18 protein-coding genes and 1 tRNA gene are annotated in these 19,111 nt (G+C 73.2%); 13 read left to right on the top strand and 6 right to left on the bottom strand.

Annotated features, from left to right (window positions below):
* From ACIQWR_RS07715 to ACIQWR_RS07695, 5 genes are read left to right on the top strand one after another with little or no spacing between them, the layout of a single operon-like run.
* Positions 1–921, top strand: a complete 921-nt coding sequence (locus ACIQWR_RS07715; protein WP_404005825.1) for a branched-chain amino acid transaminase — start codon at positions 1–3, stop codon at positions 919–921.
* Positions 918–1,742 carry a hypothetical protein gene (locus ACIQWR_RS07710; protein ID WP_404005824.1) on the top strand — a complete coding sequence of 275 codons (825 nt, stop codon included), beginning with the start codon at positions 918–920 and terminating at the stop codon, positions 1,740–1,742. Before ACIQWR_RS07715 ends, ACIQWR_RS07710 begins: the two co-directional genes overlap by 4 nt.
* On the top strand, positions 1,739–3,115 hold the full coding sequence (locus ACIQWR_RS07705) for an MFS transporter (RefSeq protein WP_404005823.1): 1,377 nt from the start codon (positions 1,739–1,741) through the stop codon (positions 3,113–3,115). The genes ACIQWR_RS07710 and ACIQWR_RS07705 overlap by 4 nt, the downstream gene beginning before the upstream one ends.
* Complete coding sequence (locus ACIQWR_RS07700; RefSeq protein WP_404005821.1) at positions 3,112–4,386, top strand: ATP-grasp domain-containing protein; 1,275 nt, start codon at positions 3,112–3,114, stop codon at positions 4,384–4,386. Before ACIQWR_RS07705 ends, ACIQWR_RS07700 begins: the two co-directional genes overlap by 4 nt.
* Positions 4,387–4,396: 10 nt before the next feature.
* Positions 4,397–5,431 carry an alpha-hydroxy acid oxidase gene (locus ACIQWR_RS07695; RefSeq protein ID WP_404005820.1) on the top strand — a complete coding sequence of 345 codons (1,035 nt, stop codon included), beginning with the start codon at positions 4,397–4,399 and terminating at the stop codon, positions 5,429–5,431.
* A gap of 92 nt (positions 5,432–5,523) precedes the next feature.
* Here the strand turns inward: ACIQWR_RS07695 and ACIQWR_RS07690 are convergent.
* Positions 5,524–5,597 (bottom strand) — tRNA-Met (locus ACIQWR_RS07690).
* Positions 5,598–5,929: 332 nt separating this feature from the next.
* On the opposite strand from ACIQWR_RS07690, the gene ACIQWR_RS07685 reads away from it, so the two are divergent.
* The 6 genes from ACIQWR_RS07685 to ACIQWR_RS07660 all read left to right on the top strand — a co-directional run bounded on the left by ACIQWR_RS07685 (position 5,930) and on the right by ACIQWR_RS07660 (position 11,162).
* Positions 5,930–7,021 (top strand): UbiA family prenyltransferase, encoded by a 1,092-nt coding sequence (locus ACIQWR_RS07685; RefSeq protein ID WP_404006383.1) that lies wholly within the window; start codon positions 5,930–5,932, stop codon positions 7,019–7,021.
* 58 nt (positions 7,022–7,079) lie between these two features.
* On the top strand, positions 7,080–8,480 hold the full coding sequence (locus ACIQWR_RS07680; RefSeq protein WP_404005819.1) for a cytochrome P450: 1,401 nt from the start codon (positions 7,080–7,082) through the stop codon (positions 8,478–8,480).
* Positions 8,477–9,586 carry a methyltransferase gene (locus ACIQWR_RS07675; protein ID WP_404005817.1) on the top strand — a complete coding sequence of 370 codons (1,110 nt, stop codon included), beginning with the start codon at positions 8,477–8,479 and terminating at the stop codon, positions 9,584–9,586. The genes ACIQWR_RS07680 and ACIQWR_RS07675 overlap by 4 nt, the downstream gene beginning before the upstream one ends.
* On the top strand, positions 9,583–10,242 hold the full coding sequence (locus ACIQWR_RS07670; protein ID WP_404005815.1) for a DUF6875 domain-containing protein: 660 nt from the start codon (positions 9,583–9,585) through the stop codon (positions 10,240–10,242). The genes ACIQWR_RS07675 and ACIQWR_RS07670 overlap by 4 nt, the downstream gene beginning before the upstream one ends.
* Before the next feature lie 54 nt (positions 10,243–10,296).
* On the top strand, positions 10,297–10,710 hold the full coding sequence (locus tag ACIQWR_RS07665) for an Mpo1-like protein (protein WP_404005814.1): 414 nt from the start codon (positions 10,297–10,299) through the stop codon (positions 10,708–10,710).
* 143 nt (positions 10,711–10,853) lie between these two features.
* Positions 10,854–11,162, top strand: a complete 309-nt coding sequence (locus ACIQWR_RS07660; RefSeq protein WP_404005813.1) for a hypothetical protein — start codon at positions 10,854–10,856, stop codon at positions 11,160–11,162.
* A gap of 47 nt (positions 11,163–11,209) precedes the next feature.
* Here ACIQWR_RS07660 and ACIQWR_RS07655 read toward each other — a convergent pair whose 3' ends face one another.
* The 4 genes from ACIQWR_RS07655 to ACIQWR_RS07640 all read right to left on the bottom strand — a co-directional run bounded on the left by ACIQWR_RS07655 (position 11,210) and on the right by ACIQWR_RS07640 (position 15,081).
* Complete coding sequence (locus ACIQWR_RS07655) at positions 11,210–11,629, bottom strand: hypothetical protein (RefSeq protein WP_404005811.1); 420 nt, start codon at positions 11,627–11,629, stop codon at positions 11,210–11,212.
* 218 nt (positions 11,630–11,847) lie between these two features.
* Positions 11,848–13,086 (bottom strand): MFS transporter, encoded by a 1,239-nt coding sequence (locus ACIQWR_RS07650; RefSeq protein ID WP_404005810.1) that lies wholly within the window; start codon positions 13,084–13,086, stop codon positions 11,848–11,850.
* A gap of 45 nt (positions 13,087–13,131) precedes the next feature.
* On the bottom strand, positions 13,132–13,719 hold the full coding sequence (locus tag ACIQWR_RS07645) for a GNAT family N-acetyltransferase (RefSeq protein ID WP_404005808.1): 588 nt from the start codon (positions 13,717–13,719) through the stop codon (positions 13,132–13,134).
* Between the two features lie 21 nt (positions 13,720–13,740).
* A complete protein-coding gene (locus ACIQWR_RS07640; protein ID WP_404005806.1) occupies positions 13,741–15,081 on the bottom strand; it encodes an MFS transporter in 1,341 nt (446 codons plus the stop codon).
* 219 nt (positions 15,082–15,300) lie between these two features.
* Here ACIQWR_RS07640 and ACIQWR_RS07635 point away from each other — a divergent pair, with 219 nt between their 5' ends.
* Positions 15,301–16,353, top strand: a complete 1,053-nt coding sequence (locus tag ACIQWR_RS07635) for an aldo/keto reductase (RefSeq protein ID WP_404006381.1) — start codon at positions 15,301–15,303, stop codon at positions 16,351–16,353.
* A gap of 36 nt (positions 16,354–16,389) precedes the next feature.
* On the top strand, positions 16,390–18,075 hold the full coding sequence (locus ACIQWR_RS07630) for an AMP-binding protein (protein WP_404005804.1): 1,686 nt from the start codon (positions 16,390–16,392) through the stop codon (positions 18,073–18,075).
* A 66-nt stretch (positions 18,076–18,141) separates the two neighbouring features.
* Here ACIQWR_RS07630 and ACIQWR_RS07625 read toward each other — a convergent pair whose 3' ends face one another.
* On the bottom strand, positions 18,142–18,903 hold the full coding sequence (locus ACIQWR_RS07625; RefSeq protein ID WP_404005803.1) for a maleylpyruvate isomerase family mycothiol-dependent enzyme: 762 nt from the start codon (positions 18,901–18,903) through the stop codon (positions 18,142–18,144).
* Positions 18,904–19,111: the final 208 nt, after the last annotated feature.

Raw genomic sequence — 19,111 nt, 5'->3', positions numbered from 1 at the left:
ATGCCACTGACCCCGACCCCCTTCATCTGGATGGACGGCGAACTGGTCCCCTGGGACGAGGCCCAGGTGCACGTGCTCACACCGAGCCTGCACTACGGCTGGGGCGTCTACGAAGGCATCCGCGCCTACGAGACCGAGACCGGCCCGGCCGTCTTCCGGCTGCGCGAGCACATCGCCCGGCTGCGCGACTCCGCCCGCGTCTACCTGATGGAACTGCCCTGGACCGACGAGGAGTTGGTGCAGGCCACCCTCGACCTGGTCCGCGTCAACGGCCAGCCCTCCTGCTACATCCGACCCATCGCCTACCTCGGCTACGGAGAGATGGGCGTGGCGCCCAACCTCGACGCCGTCCGCATGTCCATCGCGGTCTGGCCCTGGGGCTCGTACCTCGGCGACAAGGCGGAGACCGAGGGCTGCCGCCTCATCGTCAGCAACTGGCAGCGCAACTCCAACCAGACCGTCCCGCCGCTGGCCAAGGCCACCGGCGCGTACGTCAACAGCGCCCTCGCCAAGGTCGGCGCGCAGCGCGCCGGTTACGACGACGCGCTGATGCTGACCGCGAACGGGCACATCGCCGAGGCCTCGGCCGCCAACCTGTTCATGCTGCGGGGCGGCGAGCTGGTCACCCCGCCCGTCAGCGACGGCATCCTGCCCGGCATCACCCGCCACACCGCCATCACCTTCGCCCGCGACCTCGGACTGACCGTCGTCGAGCGCAGCATCCCGCGCAGCGAGGTGTACATCGCGGACGAGGCGTTCCTGACCGGGACCGCCGCCGAGATCGTCCCGGTGGCCTCCGTCGACGAGCGCCCGGTCGGCGACGGCCGCGTCGGCGCCGTCACCAAGGAGCTCCGCGGCCTCTTCCAGGACGTCGTGCGCGGCCGCAACCAGGCGTACGAGCACTGGCTGGAGCGCGTGTGAGCGGCGAGCGCCACCAGGACCGCCAGGGATACGGCCGCGCCCGCGCCGGGGTCGGCGAGGCGGTGGCCCGCCTGGAGGCGGCCGCAGCCGCCCTGCCCGACACGGCGCCGGACGCCGCCCCGCGCACCGGGCACACCTCGTGGGGCGAGGAGGTGTGCGACCGGATGATCGACCTGGGAGCCGCCCGCGCGTGGCTGCGCACCGCCGCGTCCGCCCCGGTGCTCGACGACGTCGACGAGATGATGCACGCCTGCGTGCGCTGGGTGGTGGGCGAGGACGTCGTGCGCACCCGCTCGCGCGTCGACACCTACGTCGCCGACACGGTGCCCGTGCGCGAGGGGCAGAGCGCCGACGCCGCGCACGGCCTGGTCACCTCGGTGGTCACCTTCGCCGCCCGGCCGGAGTACTACGACGGCGCGGTCGAGCGGCTGCGCGCGGCCCTCGGCCCGCGCCCCGCCGGCCGGGCCGCCGCCGCGTGGGACATCGCCGAGGAGGCACTGATCGGCCTCGGCGTCACCCGCGACGAATGGGTGGGCGCGGATCCCGCGTTCACCGCCGCGGGCGGCTGGGTCCTGGTCGAGCGGATCGGCCGGATCCAACTGGCCGCCGCCCTCCTGGCCGAAGCGGACGCACACCCGGAGACGGCGCGGGGTTCGGGGCCGCAGTACGTCAACGCGGCCCGTCGCTACACCTGGAACTGGCTGCGCCAGCCCCCGCCCGAGGCGGCCACCGAGGTCCACGTCCGGCGCACCGGTGAACTCACCGCGTGGCTGCGGGGCGCGGGCGCCACCGGCGACACCGCGGCGGGGCGTGGCGCATGACGGACCGGCAGACCCCGCCGACGGTGCGGACCCCGTCGAGCGGGCGCCTGGCCCGCTTCCTGGTCGCGATCCTGCCCAGGACCCCCGCCGGGCGCAAGCTCGCCGCGGGCGCCGCCGTGGACTCGGTCGGCTCCGGCATGTTCCTCGCCGCGTCGACCCTGTACTTCGTCACGGTGGTCGGCTTCCCGGCCGAGCGGGTCGGCCTGGTGCTCGCCGTCGCGAGCGTCGTCGGCCTGCTCAGCCCGGTCCCGCTGGGCCGGCTCGCCGACCGGATCGGCCCCGCCACGGTGTACGTCGGCTTGCTCGCGGCCCGCGGTCTCGGCTACGCGGGCTTCGCGCTGGTCCACGATTTTTGGCCGTACGCGCTGCTGACCTGCGTGTTGACCGCCCTCGACCGGGGCTGCTCGCCGCTCCAGCAGGTCGTGGTCGGGCTGATCGAGGGCGGCGAGAACCAGACCCGCACCATGGCCTCGATCCGCTCGGTGCGCAACATCGGGCTGACGGCCGGCTTCCTGCTGGCCGGCGCGGTCCTCGCGGTCGAGAGCCGGGCCGCGTTCGTCGCGCTCTTCCTCGGCAACGCGCTGACCTTCTTCGTGATCGCCACGGTCGTGGAGCGACTGCGGCGCCGGGCCGCCGGCACGGCCCCGGCCACGGCGTCCAGCACGGCGTCCACCATCGAGCCCGTCGCGGCGGCCGTCGCGAAGGACGTCCCGCAGCAGGCCGCCGCGGCCGAGGAGCCCGTCCGCAGTCCCTTCCGGGACCTGCGGTTCATGCTCTTCACCCTCTCCAACGGCGTGCTGTCCCTGCACGACTCGGTGCTCTTCGTGCTGCTGCCGCTGTGGCTCACCACCGCCACCAGCGCACCCACCTCGGCCGTCTCGGTGCTCCTGGCCGTGAACACCGTCCTCACCGTGCTCCTCCAGGTCTACGTGTCCAAGTTCGCGGAGACCACGGCCCGCGCCCTGAAGCTCGTCTGGGTCGCGCTGCTGCCGCTGCTGCTGTCCTGCGCCTTCTTCGCGGGCGCCGAGCACGTGTCCGTCTGGCCCGCCGCGGCCTGCGCCGTCCTCGCCGTCGTGCTCCTCACCGTCGGCGAGAACCTGCACTCCGTGGCCGTCTGGAACCTGTCGTACGAGATGTCCCCGGCCCCGGCCCGCTCCCGCTACCTGGCCACCTTCAGCCTCGGCGTGACCGGCCAGCAGATCATCGGGCCGGTTCTGATGACCTCGGTCATGCTGCCGCTCGGCAGCATAGGCTGGGCGCTGCTCGCCGGGATCTTCGCGGTGGCCGCGCTCGTCGTACGGGCCACCGGCGGCCCCCGGGCGACGCCGGCCGCCGCCCCGTCCACCCCCGTAACCACCGAGGTGACCACATGACCGAGCACGTACTCATCGTCGGCGGCGGCCGCGAGGTCCCCGGACTGATCCGTGACGTCGGCGGCCCGGAGGTGGCCACCACCATCCTGTGCCGGATGGACTTCGTCCCCAAGATCCGCGAGGCCCGCCAGCACGACCGGGTGCTCGCCCTGCGCAGCGAGGCCCCCGACGAGGAGTGGATCGCCCTGGCCGCCGCCGTCCACGCCCGGCACCCCTTCACCCGGGTCGGCACCTTCGGCGAACGCGACCAGGACCGCGCCGCCGCCGTGGCCGAGGCCCTGGGCCTGCCCTGCCACAGCCCGCGGACCATCGCCTACGTGCACGACAAGCACGCGATGCGCCGCAGGCTCGCCGAGACCGGGGTCGACGAGACCCCGGTCGCCCGGGTGGCCGACGCGGCCGAGCTGCGCGCCTTCCTCGCCGAACACGGCACCCCCTGCGTGGTCAAACCCACGCAGGGAGCGGGCAGTTTCGGGGTGTCCGTCGTTCGTGACGTCGACGAGGCCGAGCAGGCCTTCGCCCGCGCCGCACGCGACTTCGAGGTGATCCCCGACGCGGGCGTCCTGGTCGAACGCTTCCACGTGGGACCGCAGTTCAGCGTCGAGGCCTTCTCGGAGGACGGCGAGCACGAGATCCTCGCGATCACCCGCAAGTACTCCGACCCGGTCGGCTTCGTCGAGGTCGGTCACGTCGTCCCCGCCGAACTCGACCCCGAACAGCGCGAGTCGGTGCACACCTACGTACGCCGCCTGCTCGACGCCCTCGACATCCGCTACGGGGTCACCCACACCGAGGTCGTGCTCACCGACGCCGGTCCGCGGGTCATCGAGACCCACGTACGGCTCGCCGGGGACGAGATCCCCTACCTCGTCCAGGACGTCACCGGGGTCGACCTCGTCGACTGCGTGGTCCGCCAGACCCTCGGCCAGTCGGTGCTCCCGGACATCCGCAAGACCCTCGCGGACCCGTCCGTGGACCGGCGGCCCGAGGCCATCTGGTTCGCGGTGCCCCGGGCGCGCGGCACCCTCACCGCGATCAACGGCCTGGCCGAGGCCGCCCGACTGCCCGACGTCGTCGTCGCCGAGGCGCTCCTCGACGCGGGGGACACGGTCGGCGACCTGGACAGCTCCGAGTCCCGCGCCGCCTTCGTGCGGGTCCGTGGCGCGGACGCCGCCGAGGCCATCGCCCGCGCCCAACAGGCCGTGGCAGGGCTGGAGTTCGCCGTTCGGGTGGTCGGCGGCGACCCGGCCGGCGCCGGCGAGTGGGTCTGAGGGGGCAGCGGTGAAGGACGACATCACGGCCGGTCCCGAACTGGCCGAGCGCGCCCGGGCCCTGCTCCCCGCCGCGGCCTACGACTTCTACGCCGCCGGCTCCGACGAGCAGATCAGCACCGGCGAGGCCGCGGCGGCCTGGCGGGCCCGGCGGTTCGCCCCGCGCGTCCTGCGGGACGTCTCCGCGGTGGACACCTCCCTGGAACTGCTCGGCAGCACGCTCGCCTCGCCCGTCCTGGCCGCACCGACCGCCTTCCACCGGATGGCGCACGACGAGGGCGAGGTGGCCACCGCCGCGGGCGTGCGCGCCGCGGGCTCCCTGATGGTGCTCTCCTCCCGGGCCACCCGGTACCCGGAGGACGTCGCGGCGGCCGCCGGGCCCTGGTGGTTCCAGGTCTACTGCCTGCGGGACCGCGACATCACCCGCCGCCAGGTCGAACGGGCCACCGCGGCCGGAGCCCGGGCGCTGGTCCTCACGGTCGACGCGCCCTACGTCCCGCCGAAGGCCACCGCGGGCCTGCCGCTCCCGCTGCCCCAGGACGACGAGCTGTGCCGCTCGGTCGGCCTGGCCACCCGCACGCCCGGCTGGGAACAGGACCCCTCCATCGGCCCCGAGGTGATCGGCGAGCTGAAGCGGATCTCCGGGCTGCCCGTACTGGTCAAGGGCGTGCTGCGGGCCGATGACGCGAAGGCGTGCGTGTCCGCCGGAGCGGCCGGCGTGATCGTCTCCAACCACGGCGGCCGCCAGCTCGACCGCGCCGCGGCGACCGCCGAGGCGCTGCCCCCGGTGGTCCGGGCCGTGGGGGACACCGTGCCGGTGCTGGTCGACGGGGGCGTCCTGACGGGCACCGACGTCCTGGTCGCCCTCGCCCTGGGCGCCCGCGCGGTCCTCGTGGGGCGCCCGGTCCTGTGGGCCCTGGCCCTGGGCGGCGCCGACGGCGTGGCCGCCCTGCTCGATTCGTACCGGGAGCAGCTCTCGCTGCGGATGGCGCTGGCGGGCGCCGCGACCCTCGGCGAGATCGGACCGGACCTGCTGCACGGATGACGCACGGCGGCCCGGACACCGGTTCCGCTTTCGGGCGCGCAACGCGCAGAGGCCCCCTCGACACGAATGTCGAGGGGGCCTCTGCGTATGAGTAGCGGGGACAGGATTTGAACCTGCGACCTCTGGATTATGAGCCCAGCGAGCTACCGAACTGCTCCACCCCGCGTCGTTGAACACAACTGTACGCGAGATTCTGGGCACCGTTCACCAGGTTTTCCTCCAGCCGCCCTCGACCGGATCCGGATGCGCTCCGGACGGCTTCCGGACGTGGTCCGTAGCGGCGTCCTCCCGGTCCTCCCAGGTGGGCGCCGTCCGGTCGGTGCGGCGCCACTGCCGCCGAGGGAATCCGGAGCGGTCCTGGAAGCGGTTTCGAGGGGAATCTGAGCCATCGTCAAGTGATCGCCGTCATGGTCTGACCACCGAACGTGACGCACGGCCCGGTCCCTCCGCGACGAGCGCGGGGTCCGGGCCCGGCGGATGGAGGACGACCTCGTGACCATGAACGCCGCCCGATCGCCCGCGCACGCCCCGCCCCTGCCCGGACCCGAGGAGTTCGCCGCGCTCGGCCCGGAGCGGCGGGAGGAAGCGGTGCGCACCACCCCCGGCACCGCGGGCTGGGGCGAGACCGTCCGGATCACCCTGATGCTCGGGCGGCCGCGGACCTGCGTCCCCGGCATGTTGACCTTCGCGCTCGGCTGGACGGTGGCGGGCGGCGGGGTCAGCGGGCTCCTCTTCGCCGGACTGGCGATCTCCCTGGTCTACGGGCTGTTGGCCAACACCTACAACGCCTACACCGACCTCGCGGAGGACAGCCGCAACCTTCCCGGCCGGGTCTGGCAGGTCCTGCGCATCGGACACCGTCGACTGCTGTGGATCAGCCACGCGATGTCCGCCGTGCTCATCGGCGCCTCGCTGTTCTACAGCGTCGCGTACGTGGTCCCGATGACCCTGGCGCTCGTCGGCGCCCACCAGTACTCCTTCCTCCCCGGACGGCTCAAGGCCCGGCCCGTGACCGGGCTGTTCGCCTTCAGCCTGGCTGTTTTCGGTCCGTACCTCCTCGGCTACTTCGCGGCGCCCACCGGGGTGCGGCGACCGACCTCCGACGCCTGGGCGATCCTCGCCTTCCTGATCATCTGGTTCGTGGCCAAGGGCATGGTCAAGAACCTCCCGGACTACGACGGCGACCGCGATGCCGGGCTGCGGACCTCCGCGACGGTCTTCTCCGACCGGCTCTCCGCCGCCCGGGCCGCCACCGTGGTCACCTTGATCGGATACCTGTCCCTGACCGGCTTCGTCCTGGCCGGCAGCCTGCCGTTGCGCACCCTGGTGGCGCTGCCCTGGGCCGTCGCGGCCTTCCAGCAGTGCCGGGCGATGGCCCGGGCCGTCGACAACGGGGCCGCCAACGCCGTCCTGAAGGCCGACATGCTGCTGTCGACCGCGTTCCTCGCCTCCGTGCTCGTGCTGCGCACCCCGGGCTGGGCGACCGGCCTGTCCGTGCTGATCGGCGCCGCGATCCTCTTCGGCAGCGACTTCCTGGCCCTGGACTCCCGGCGCAAGAACGACGGCGCCACCGCGCGGCAGGCCGCCTGAGCCGCCGCTGCGCTTTCCCCCGCCCCTTCCCCCCCACCCGCCCCGAAGGAGTTCCCGCATGGCCGCTGTCCCCGGACCGCGCACACCGGCTCAAGTGGTGCGCACCGTCAGAGCGTTCCAGCGCTCGCTGCCGGAAGGGCTGGAACACCTCAAGGACGAGTACGGTGAGGTCAGCGCCTTCGGCCTGGGCCCCACCCGCACCTACTTCCTCTTCGGGCCGCAGGCCAACGCCCTGGTGATGCGCAACCCCGAGAACTTCCGCTTCGCCGGCGCCTACGACATGCTCCGCCCCATCGCCGGAGAGACCGCCCTGGTCGTCACCGACGGAGAGCCGCACGCCCGCCGCAAGCGCAAGGCGCTGCCCTCCTTCCAGCGGCCCGGTGTCGAACAGGCCACCCGAGTGATCGTCGAGGCCGTCGACCGGACCATCGACGACTGGCGCCCCGGGCAGCGCCTGGACATCCACGCCGCACTGCGCGAGGCGATCCGGGGTGCGATGCTCCGGCTCTTCTGCGGCGATCGGATCGCCGCTCAAGCGCCGTACATGATCGGTCAGTTGGATCAGATCCACGAGCTCATGGACAATCCGCTGCCCCAACAGATGGTCGCCTGGAGCCTGCCGACCCGGGCCCGTCGGCGCGCCCTCGACGGCATCGCCGCCGTCGAGGAACGCATCTACGAGGAGATAGCCCGCAGGCGGCACACCGGCGAGGCCGGAGCGCGCGGCGGCGAGGACCTCATCTCGGTCATGCTGGCCGACGGCGGAGCCGTGATGGCGGACCAGGAGATCCGCGACATGGTCGTCAGCGCACTGATCGCGGGCTACGACCCGGTCGGCTCCGGCATCGGCTGGGCCGTCTACAACTCCCTCGCCCACCCCGGCGTCTGGCAGCGGCTACGGGCCGAGGCCGACGAGGTCCTCGGCGACGCGCGCGCCACGCCGTCCGCCGTCCGCAAACTCCGCTACACCGGCCGCGTGGTCCAGGAGAGCCTGCGACTGCACCCGCCCGTCGTCATGAGCCCGCGCCGCGTCGTCAAGGCGTTCCGGCACCGCGGTCACCTGATCCCCGCGGGCGCCACCGTGGCGGTCAGCGAGTACATCACCCACCGGTTGCCGGCCGTCTGGGACGCCCCGGGCGCCTTCCGCCCCGAGCGCTGGGACACCGACCAGGAGGGCTACCAGTCCCCGTCGCCCTTCGAGTACCTGCCCTACGGCTACGGCGCCCGCCGCTGCATCGGCGCCGGGATCGCCGGGGCCGTCCTGCCCGCCGTCCTCTCCCGGCTGGCCCAGCGCACCGAACTCGACCTGCTCACGCTCCGGCCCCAGTACGGCGGCATCCCGGCCCTCATCCCGCGCGGCGGACTCCACGTCCAGGTCGCCGAGATGCCGCCGCGGGAACGCCCCCGCGACCGGGCCATCGACACCGACCACGACGTACTGGTGGAGGAATCCCGATGACGAGCCCGACCGTCCGCCCGACCGGGAGGGTGGCCGTCCCCGACGCCGGCCGGGCCCGACACGCCTGGCGGATGCGCGAAATGATCTACGGCCAGCTCCGTGCCCGTGCGATCGGTGCCATGGCCGAACTCGGCCTCGCCGACGTGCTGGGCGGCGGAGCCCTGACCGCGGCCGAACTCGCCGAGAAGGTCGGCGCCGACCGCGCCCTGCTGGCCCGACTGCTGCGCGCCCTCGCCTCCTTCGAGATCCTGCTCCTCGAACGCTGCGATGGGCGGGAGGAGTTCTCGCTGACCCCGCTCGGCGAGACACTGCGATCGGACGCCCCCGGTTCGGCGCTGCCGACGGCGCTGCTGGTCGCCGCCACCGTGGCGCCCGCCTGGGAACGGCTCACCCAGGTGGTCCGCACCGGACGCGCCGCCTTCCCCGAGGTCTTCGGCCAGGACTTCTTCTCCCACCTCGGCGACGACACCCGGCTGCGCCGCATCTTCGACCGCTCCCAGGAGACCGGCCTGGCCCTGGAACTGGAGGGTCTGCTGGGAGCGGTGGACTTCACCGGCCCGCTCAGGGTGGTCGACATCGGAGGCGGGGACGGAGCGCTGATCACCGGCCTGCTCGCCGACCGCCCCGAGCTGCGCGGCACGCTCGTCGACCTCGCCGCCGCCCTGCCGCCGGCCGCCCTGCGGCTGACCGGCGCGGGGCTCGCGGACCGCTGCGAGCTGCGCGAGGGCAACTTCTTCGAAGCCCTGCCGGCCGGCGCGGACCGCTACGTCCTGCGTCACATCCTGCACGACTGGGACGACGACTCCTGCGTCGCGATCCTGCGCAACTGCCGCGCCGCCATGGGGCCCGACGCCCGACTGGTGCTCATCGACCACCTGACCGCCGCCGATCCGACCGGCGACGCGGGGGAGGGTTCGAGCGGCCAGTGGGGCGGCCTGATGGACCTCTACATGATGTCCCTCTTCGACGGCGGGAGGGAACGCACCCGGGAGGAGACCGAGGCCCTGCTGCGCGAGGCGGGCCTGACGGCGCTGCGGGTCACCCGCTTGCCGGGCGGCACCGGGGTGATCGAGGCGCGCGGCACGCTGGGAGGCGGACCCCGATGACGCTCCCGCTCCAGGTACAGGCGGCGCCCGTCGCGGTGCTGCCCCCCGCTTCCCCGACGTCCGTCACGGAGGCGGCCGAGGCCGTCGTCCAGGAGTGGCTGCGCGACTACGTGAGCCGCCCCCACGAGGAGCTCGGCCGCGACGGTGACGTCTGCCCCTTCGTGGAACCCGCCGCACGGGCCGGCACCCTGATGATGCACACCCGCACCGGACTCACGGGCGCCGATGGCAGTGAACTGTGCGCCCTGGTGCGGGAGATGGCGCGGACCTTCCGCACCACCCACTGGCCGCGCACCAACCCCACGATGTACGCCTACGTCCTGATCCTGCCCGACCTGCCGCAGTCGCGGTGGGCCGAACTCGACCGGACGCAGGCGCTCGTGAAGGCGGAGCTCGCCGAGGGCGGCCTGATGCTCGGCCAGTTCCACCCCGAATGCCCCGAGCCCGCCGCCCGCAATCCGCGGTTCCCCGTCTCGCGGAGCCCCGTACCGCTCCTCGCCATGCGGAACATGGCGCTGCACGACGTCCTGTTCCTGCACAACGACAACCGGCTGTTCGCGGAGTACCAGCACCGCTTCGGCAGCCGCTACGAGCGGGGAGCGGTCGCCGACCCGCTGCTGCGCTCGTCGTACGAGGCGGGCTCCGCCGTCAACTGACGGCACGGGCGCGCACGCGAGGCCATACACCCACCACTAGCGAGGAGTTCCGTGATGAGGGAGTTCGACCAGCGCTTCGAGGAGTACATGCGCGGGCACACGAGCGAGGCGAGCCGCTGGATGCACGTCGTGGGCATGTCCGCCGCCGCGGCGGCCGCGGTGGTCACCGTGCGCCGCCGCAGGCCCGGACGGCTGTGGACGGTACCGGCCGCGTTCTTCGCCTTCGCGTGGAGCGGCCACTTCGTCTTCGAGCGCAACCTGCCGGTCGGGTTCACCGACCCCGGCGCGGCCTTCTCCGGAGACCTGAAGATGATCTACATGATGGCCACGGGCCGCAACGGCCGGTTGAAGGAGCTGCTGGCGCGCCTGGCGCGGGAGGACGCCGCCGCGGAGTTCGTCGAGGACACCTCCGGCGCCGTCGCCGAAGGCGTCACCGAGTGCCCCCGCTCCCTGGACCGCGCGGCCTGACCCGGCCCGAGGGGTCCTGTGGGGTCCGCGGACCCCACAGGACCGCCGCCCGGGTGACGGCGCGGTCCACCGCCCGCGCATAATGCGCACTGCGGGTCACGATCCCGCAGGTCCAGGGCGAGCGTGCGAGGAAAGGGAACCCCATGGAAGCGGCCGACGGCCCGGAGTTCGTGCAGGACGGCCCCACCTCGGTGGAGCGCGAGGCGTGCGACGAGGTGCGGCGGTTGGCCGCGGGGATGTCCCACCACGAGAGCGCCGAGGCGCTCGAAGCGGCGGAGGAGGCCGCCGGGGACCTGGCGGAGGCCGACGTACGGACCCGCGCCACGGTGGCCGAGTGGGAGCGGATCACCGACGTGCTCTCCGCCCACGGCGGCCCGTACGCCCCGGAGGTGGACCCTTACGTGCAGGGCCAGCTCGCCGGACGCAAGAACCGGCGGGACGCCACCTCCTGAGCGGTGGAGGTGGCGCAGGCCGTCTCTCGGCGGCCGCCCGCTCGCCGTCAGGCGATCGGCTGACCGGTCATCCGGCCCAGCAGCTCGTCCATCTCGGCGCGCCACAGACGGTGGACGTTCATCCGCGTCGGCTTCGGCTGGCCGGGCAGCTGGAGGCGGAACGAGCTCCAGATGGTGTTGCGGTCGACGCCGGAGATGATGCCGACGGCCTCGTGGGCGGGGATCGCGAAGGCGATCTCCTGGGGGCGGTTGCTCATCCGGCCGGCCTTGTGTATCACCACGGCCTGCTCGGTGACGGTGACGAAGTAGTAGGTGAGGAACGCCTGCCCGATCAGTCCGAGCATGCTCATGAGCCACACGCTGGGGCCCGCGACGGCCTGGATCGTGACGAGGGGTCTGTCGGCCGGGTTGACCTGGGCGATGGCCTGCGCCACCTGCTGCTGAATGGTGGCCTTCTTGACGGCCATGGTTCCTCCTGGACGGGGACGGTACGCCCCCGGTCTTCGAGGGCACCGCAGAGTACCCACCTTTTCCGGCCACCCCGAGCCCACCCCCGCCCGGTGTCCTTCCCGGTCGCGCCGCACCGGACGCGCAGGCGGCCCGGGTCCAGCCCGTCCGGCGTCCTAGGAGCCGCCGGAGGCACCCGTCACCGACGGGATCCGGAACCGGCACGCCCGAGCGGAGGTCACACGCGCACGGCGGACCCCTCGGCCACGGGCGCCCGACGCAGCGCCCACAGGCTCGGGGCGGCGAAGAGGGCCACGGTGGCCAGGGTCATCGCCACCGCGGCGACCCGCAGTACGGGTGTCGCTCCCCAAGAGGCCGCGGCGGCCCCGACGAGGAGGTAGCCCAGCGGCACGGCCAGCTGCTCGCCGATCGAGCTGAACGAGCCCAGCCGCCCCAGTAGCTCGCCCGGCAACTGCTGCTGCATCACGGTGTTCCAGCACACGATCGAGATGTCCACTCCCACCCCCGCCAGGGCCGCCGACACCGCGAGGACGGGCAGGGGAGCGCCCGCGGCCAGGGCCAGCAGGGGGAGCGCCAGCGGTAGGTTGCCGGCCACACACGCGATCATGATGCGGGAGGGCCGCCAGCGCAGCGAGAGCACCCCGCCGAGCACCAGCCCCACCGCGAACGACCCCTGTACGGTGCCCCACCCGGCCGCGCCGAGATCGCTGTCGTGGGCGACGACCGGACCGAGCAGCCCGTACCCGCCCAGCCAGAAGGCCACGACGAAGGTGCCGGACAGCGTGTAGGACCACAGCCAGAACCGGCCGCGGAACTCCTTCCAGCCGGTGCGGAAGTCGCGGAGCACGGACCCCCGCGCCGCGACGGGCCCGGCGATCGAGAGCCTGCTGTAGAGCAGCGCGGCGACCGCGAAACTGGCCGCGTCCCACGCGAGGGTCAGCTGCGGACCGACGAGCGCGACGAGGACGCCGCCGATCGCGGGCGCGAGGATGCGGACGAGGTTGGTCGGCAGGCGCAGCAGCGCGTTCGCCTCCTGGAGCCGCGGGGCCTCGACGAACTGGGGCAACAGGCTGTTCATGGCGGGCGAGGCCAGCGCGGAGGCGCCGCTCGCGACGGCCGCGAACACGGCGACGCGGGCGGTGCTCGCGGCTCCCCACAGGACGAGCAGGGCGACCGTCGCCTGGGTCAGCGCCGGCACCACGTTGCCGATCACGATCAGCCGCCGCCGGGAGAAGCGGTCCGCGGCGACCCCACCGACGAGCAACAGGATCAGCTGGGGCGCCGTACTTCCGGCCAGGACTATGGCCAGCGAGCTCGGACGGCTGTCGAACCCGAGCACCGTGAAGGCCAGCGCGACCGGCGCCATCGCCGAGCCGCTCGCCGAAACGAGGCTCGCGAGCAGCAATGTGCGGAAGCGCTTGTTCCGCAACAGGGTGGGTGGCGTGGGGATATCCATCCGCCGGACCCTACCGGGAGCGGCGAACGGCGCCCCGGAGGGGGATCAGCGGTCGCCCGCCACCAGGGCGTGCAGGTGCATGTCGTGCCATCCGTCCGCGTGCAGGACCGCGCTGCGCAGCGTTCCCTCGGGGGTGAACCCGGCCCTGTCGGCCACCCGACAGGACGCCGGGTTCGCCACCGAGTGCAACAACTGGAGTCGGTGCAGACCGAGTTCCTCCAGGGCCCAGCGGCACACGCGCCGTGCGGCCGTCACGGCCAGGCCGCCCCCGCGCGCCTCGGGCAGGACCCAGTACAGGATCTCGGCGGTGCCGGCGGCGAGGTCGATGTCGTTCCACCCGGCCAGGCCGACGACCGCGCCGTCGGGAGCGGCGATCGCCCACAGGGCGCCCGACTCGGCCCGCCAGCGCCGCCCCATGCCCTCGATCCGCCTGCGCGCCTCGTCCGGCGTCCAGGTCCGGAGCATGTTCCACAACCGGATCGAGGGATCGAGGCCGGCGGCCACCAGCGCGGGCGCGTCGTCAGAGCGCCAGGGCCTCAGCTCCATGCCGTCCGCCAGGTCGAGCACGGGCTGATCGGCGGCGGCCATCCGGCCTTCGGGAACGACCGGCGGCACCGGCTCGGGGGAGATCATGGCGGCATCCTGCCAAACCGATCATGTACGTGCCACCATTTCCGCCTCCGCCTCCGCCTCTGCCTTCGGCTCCTTCCCCACCGGCATCCCCGCCCCGGCACGGGTGCGGTGCGGCCGCAGCCGCTCCGCGGCGACGATCGTGAGCGCCGACAGCAGGACCAAGGCGCCCGCCCACACGAAACAGCCCGCCACGGGCAGCCGCCCGAGCAGCAGGCCGACGGCAGCGGCGCCGCCCGCCGTCCCCGCGTTGAGCGCCGTGTTGATCCAGGCACCCGCCCGGATGCGGTGGGCCGGATCGACCGACTCGTCCGCGATCAGATAGGCCGTGGTGATGGCGGGTGCGATGAACACGCCCGCGAGGGCCGCCAGTACGGCCAGCACGTACGCGTTGGCAGCCAACCCCGCCGCGGCCAGGGACACCGCCAGCCCGGCCGCGATCAGCACCAGCCGCTGCCGCCCGGGCAGCCGCCAGCCCACCGCGCCGTACGCCAGACCCCCGAGCGCGCTGCCCGTGGACAGGGCGGCCAGCACCCAGGGCGCCGCGCCCGGCTGGTGGCGCTGGTCCGCGAAGGCCACCACGAGCAGGTCCAGGCCCCCCAACCCGGCTCCCACCCCCATCGCGACCACGACCACGCCGCCCAGCCCGGAGGACCACGACCGGCGCCGCTCGGGAGCCGGCGGTCCGGCCGACGCGTCGGGCCGCTCGCCGGGGGCCCGGGCTCCGGTGGACCCGGGCAGCGACCGGGCGACGGGTGAGGAGACGAGCGCGAGCGTGCCCACCAGGACCAGCGCCGCGCTGGCCGCCACGCCCGCGGCCGGTACGGCGCCGCGCACCAGCAGGCCGACGAGCAACGGGCCGCTGACGTAGAGCAGTTCCTCGGCCACACCGTCCAGGCTGTAGGCACGTTGCAGCATCAGGCGGTCGGGCACCAGGGTGCTCCACAGCGCCCGCATCACGGGCCCGAGGGGCGGGGTGCAGCACCCGGCGACGGCGGCCAGCGCCACCAGGGCGCTCCCGGCGGCGCCCGGGCGCCAGGTCAGCAAGGCCAGCGCCGTCAGCAGGAGCGCGTACGCACCCGCCATCGGAACCAGGGCCCGCCGCGGACCGAACCGGTCGACCAGGCGGGCCCGGACGGGGGAGAGGGAGACGCTCGCCAGACCGAAGACGGCCATAACGGTCCCCGCCGTCCGGTAGGAGCCGGTGGCGTCCTTGACGGCGAGGAGCAGGGAGAGGGACACCATGCCGTACGAGAGCCGCCCGAGCAGGGCGGCGCCGAAGGTACGGCAGGCGTGAGGAGCGCGCAGGACAGCGCGATAGGAAGAGAACAACACGACGGGTTTCCTCTGGAGGGCGGCGCGCACAGCGGCGCCGCGAATGTGCGGGGACGCCTGAGGACCGCCCGGACAACGGGCGGTCGGTGCGGGGTCCTACGCACAGAGGAGGGTCATGCCGGTCAGGTTAGCAGCGTGGTGGGAGCCCGAGCAGTCCCCGGAGCGGGTGAAGTCGGTGCGGTCGGTGAAGCCGACCGAGGGTCCTTGACCTGGAGTGCGCTCCAACTCCTACAGTGCACCGGCATGACCATGAACTACCGCAGCCTCGGCCGTACCGGCATCGAGGTGAGCGTGCACTGCCTCGGCACCATGATGTTCGGCGCCGTCGGGAACAAGGACCACGACGACTGCGTGCGGATCGTGCACGCCGCACTCGACGCGGGCATCAACTTCGTCGACACCGCCGACATGTACTCCGCGGGGGAGTCCGAGGAGATCGTCGGCAAGGCCCTGGCGGGCGGGCGCCGCGACGAGGTGGTCCTCGCCACCAAGGTGCACTTCCCGATGGGCGAAGGACGCAACCGGAGCGGAAACTCCCGACGTTGGATCGTCCGGGCCGTGGAGGACAGCCTGCGCCGGTTGGGCACCGACTGGATCGACCTCTACCAGGTGCACCGCCCCGACCACACCACCGACATCGAGGAGACCCTGGGCGCCCTGGGCGACCTCGTCCGGGAGGGGAAGATCCGGGCCTTCGGCTGCTCCACCTTCCCCGCGGAGGAGATAGCGGAGGCCCACCACGTCTCCGAGCGGCGCGCACTGCCGCGCATGCGGACCGAGCAGCCCCCCTACTCGATCCTCGCGCGCGGCATCGAGCGCGACGTACTGCCGGTCGCCCGGCGCCACGGCATGGGCGTGCTGACCTGGAGCCCGCTGGCCTCCGGCTTCCTGAGCGGCAAGTACCGCCCCGGCGCACCCGTCGACCTGACCTCGGGCCGGGCCGCGCTGACCCCCGCCCGCTTCGACCAGGCCGTCCCCGGGAACGCGGCGAAACTGGAGGCGGCGGGGCAGCTGATCGAGCTCGCGGACTCCATCGGGTGCACCCTGCCCGAACTGGCCGTGGCCTTCCCCACCGTCCACCCGGCGGTCACCTCGGTGATCATCGGCCCGCGCACGATGGACCAGCTCCGGTCCCTGCTGGGGGGCGCCGCGCTCACGCTCGACGACGCCACCCTCGACCGCATCGACGAGATCGTGCCGCCCGGCACCAACCTGTACCGCCCGGACGGCGTCTGGAACCCGCCCGCGGTCACCGAACTCGCCCAGCGCCGCCGTCCGGTCACGGAACGGGCCGCCGGCTGACCCGGTGGGTGGACGCTCGCGCGGGCGCCGGGGATCATGGGGGCACGTCGGCCCGCCGGGGCCCGCGCCCGCCGTCGCGCCCTGGAGGAACGTGTGTCCGTCACGTCGAGCTATGCGTCCGGAGCCAGCGCACTACCCCTGCTCGGCGACACCATCGGGGAGAACCTCGACCGCACCGTGCGCCGCTTCCCCGACCGGGACGCCCTCGTCGACATGGCCGCCGGGCGCCGGTGGACGTACGCGGAGCTGGGCGCCGATGTCGACGCCCTCGCCCTCGGACTGCTCGACCTCGGCATCGCCAAGGGCGACCGCGTCGGCATCTGGGCCCCCAACCGCGCCGAGTGGACCCTGGTGCAGTACGCCACCGCGAAGATCGGCGCGGTCCTGGTCACCGTGAACCCCGCCTACCGCGCCCACGAGTTGGAGTACGTCCTCCAGCAGTCCGGGATCCGCCTGCTGGTCGCGGCCGAGCGGTTCAAGACCTCCGACTACGCGGGCATGATCGAGGAGGTCCGGCCGCGCTGTCCCGAGCTGGAGTTCGTGGTCCTGCTGGAAGGGCCGCTGTGGTCCTCCCTGTCGGAGCGCGGCCGCTCGGGCGACCGGGGTGAACTGGCCCGCGCCCAGGCGGCGCTGAGCCCGGACGACCCCATCAACATCCAGTACACGTCCGGCACCACCGGCTTCCCCAAGGGAGCCACCCTCTCGCACCACAACATCCTCAACAACGGCTTCTTCGTAGGGGAGTTGTGCCACTACACGGAGGAGGACCGGGTGTGCGTCCCGGTCCCCTTCTACCACTGTTTCGGCATGGTCATGGGCAACCTCGCCTGCACCAGCCACGGCGCCACCATGGTGATCCCCGCGCCCTCCTTCGACCCGGGTGCCACGCTGGCAGCCGTCCAGGCCGAGGCGTGCACCTCGCTCTACGGCGTCCCCACGATGTTCATCGCCGAGCTGGCCCATCCCGCCTTCGACGACTACGACCTGTCGAGCCTGCGCACCGGCATCATGGCGGGCTCGCCGTGCCCGGTCGAGGTCATGCGCGAGGTCATCGAACGCATGGGGATGACCGAGGTGTCCATCTGCTACGGGATGACGGAGACCTCGCCGGTGTCCACCCAGACCCGCGCCGACGACTCGGTGGAGCGCAGGGTCGCCACCGTCGGCCGGGTGGGCCCGCACCTGGAGGTGAAGGTGGTGGACCCGCACTCCGGCCGGACCCTGCCCCGGGGCGAACCGGGGGAGCTGTGCACCCGCGGCTATTCCGTGATGCTCGGCTACTGGGCCGAGCCGGAGCGGACGGCGGAGGCCGTGGACGCGGCCCGTTGGATGCACACGGGCGACCTCGCCGTGATGGACGACGCGGGCTACCTGAGCATCACCGGCCGGATCAAGGACATGGTGATCCGGGGCGGGGAGAACGTCTACCCGCGGGAGATCGAGGAGTTCCTGCACGCCCACCCGGACGTCCTGGACGTGCAGGTCATCGGCGTACCCGACGCGAAGTACGGGGAGGAGCTGATGGCGTGGGTCCGGATGCGCGAGGGGGCCGAGCCGCTGACCCCGGAGGCCGTGCGCGCGTACTGCGCGGGCCGGCTGGCCCACTTCAAGATCCCGCGCTACGTCCATGTGGTGGAGGAGTTCCCGATGACCGTCACCGGGAAGATCCGCAAGATCGAGATGCGCGAGCAGGCGGTCCGACTGCTGACCGCGACCGCCTGAGCGACCGCGGCCGGGATCCCCGCCCGGCGCGGCGGGTGGGGATCCCGGAAGCTGCGGCGAGGGCCGTCAGAACGCCGAGTGGGCGGACCAGAGGGCGAGCAGTTCCCGGTCGCCCCGCTGCTGGAACCTCTCGTCCGTGCGGTCGAGACGGCCGTAGAGGAGCAGGAGCAGGTCGCCGGAGGTCCCCAGGACCGTCGCGTCGGGCTCCGGCGCGTCGCTGCCGTCGGTGACCAGCCCGAAGCCGTCGGGGCGCAGCCGGACCAGCCGGCTGTCGCCCCCGTCCGTGCAGTGGAAGCCGATGGTGCGGTCCGGGCCGCGCAGTGCCGCCGTGCCGGGCGCGAAGAACGCGGCGAACGGCAGGTTCGTGAGGAACTCGTCGATGCCGTCCACCGCCAGCGCCCGGTCGATCCGCGGTGCGATCCCCAGGGCGAGTTCGGCGTCGGCGCGGTGCACGACGGTCTCGAAGAGCATCCGGCGGACCCAGAACCGGGCGTGCTGGTCGAGTCCCCAGGCCCACATGGGAGCGTCCAGGTCGGTGGTGGCGAACACCTCCGCGGATTCCGCGGCGCTCTCGGCCAGCCACTCGGGGTAGTCGACGTCCTGCTCCGGCAGCCGCAGGTCCACGTCGCGGCTGGTCGGGGGCTGCTGGACGCGCTGGCGCAGCAGAACACAGAACCAGCGCTGCACGCTCCCGGCGTGCCGCGTCAGATCGGCGAGCGTCCAGCCGGGGCAGGACGGCACCGGGGTGGCGGGGTCGGCACCCTTGACCGCGGCGACGAAGCGCGCGCTCTGCGCCGCGACGGCCGCGACGTGCTGGGCGGGATTCATGTCTGGTCCTTCCTGGTCGTGTCGTCCTCGACGTTAAGGGCCTGCGGATTATTAACTCGCCGTCTTGATCTCCGGCGGGAGGGTGATGCCGACCGCGCTCGCGTGGTCGTAGAGATGTTGCAGTGTGGTGAGTTGGCAGCCGGCGGCCGTGATGGTGTGGTCCATCGTCTTCAGGAGCTGGCGGATGTCGCGGATGCGCCTGTTGATC

Origin of the sequence: Streptomyces sp. NPDC098789, from assembly GCF_044759975.1 — a bacterium.
Classification (GTDB): domain Bacteria; phylum Actinomycetota; class Actinomycetes; order Streptomycetales; family Streptomycetaceae; genus Streptomyces.
The sequence above is the reverse complement of the archived record's forward strand: the minus strand, read 5'-3'. Positions and strand labels throughout refer to the sequence as shown.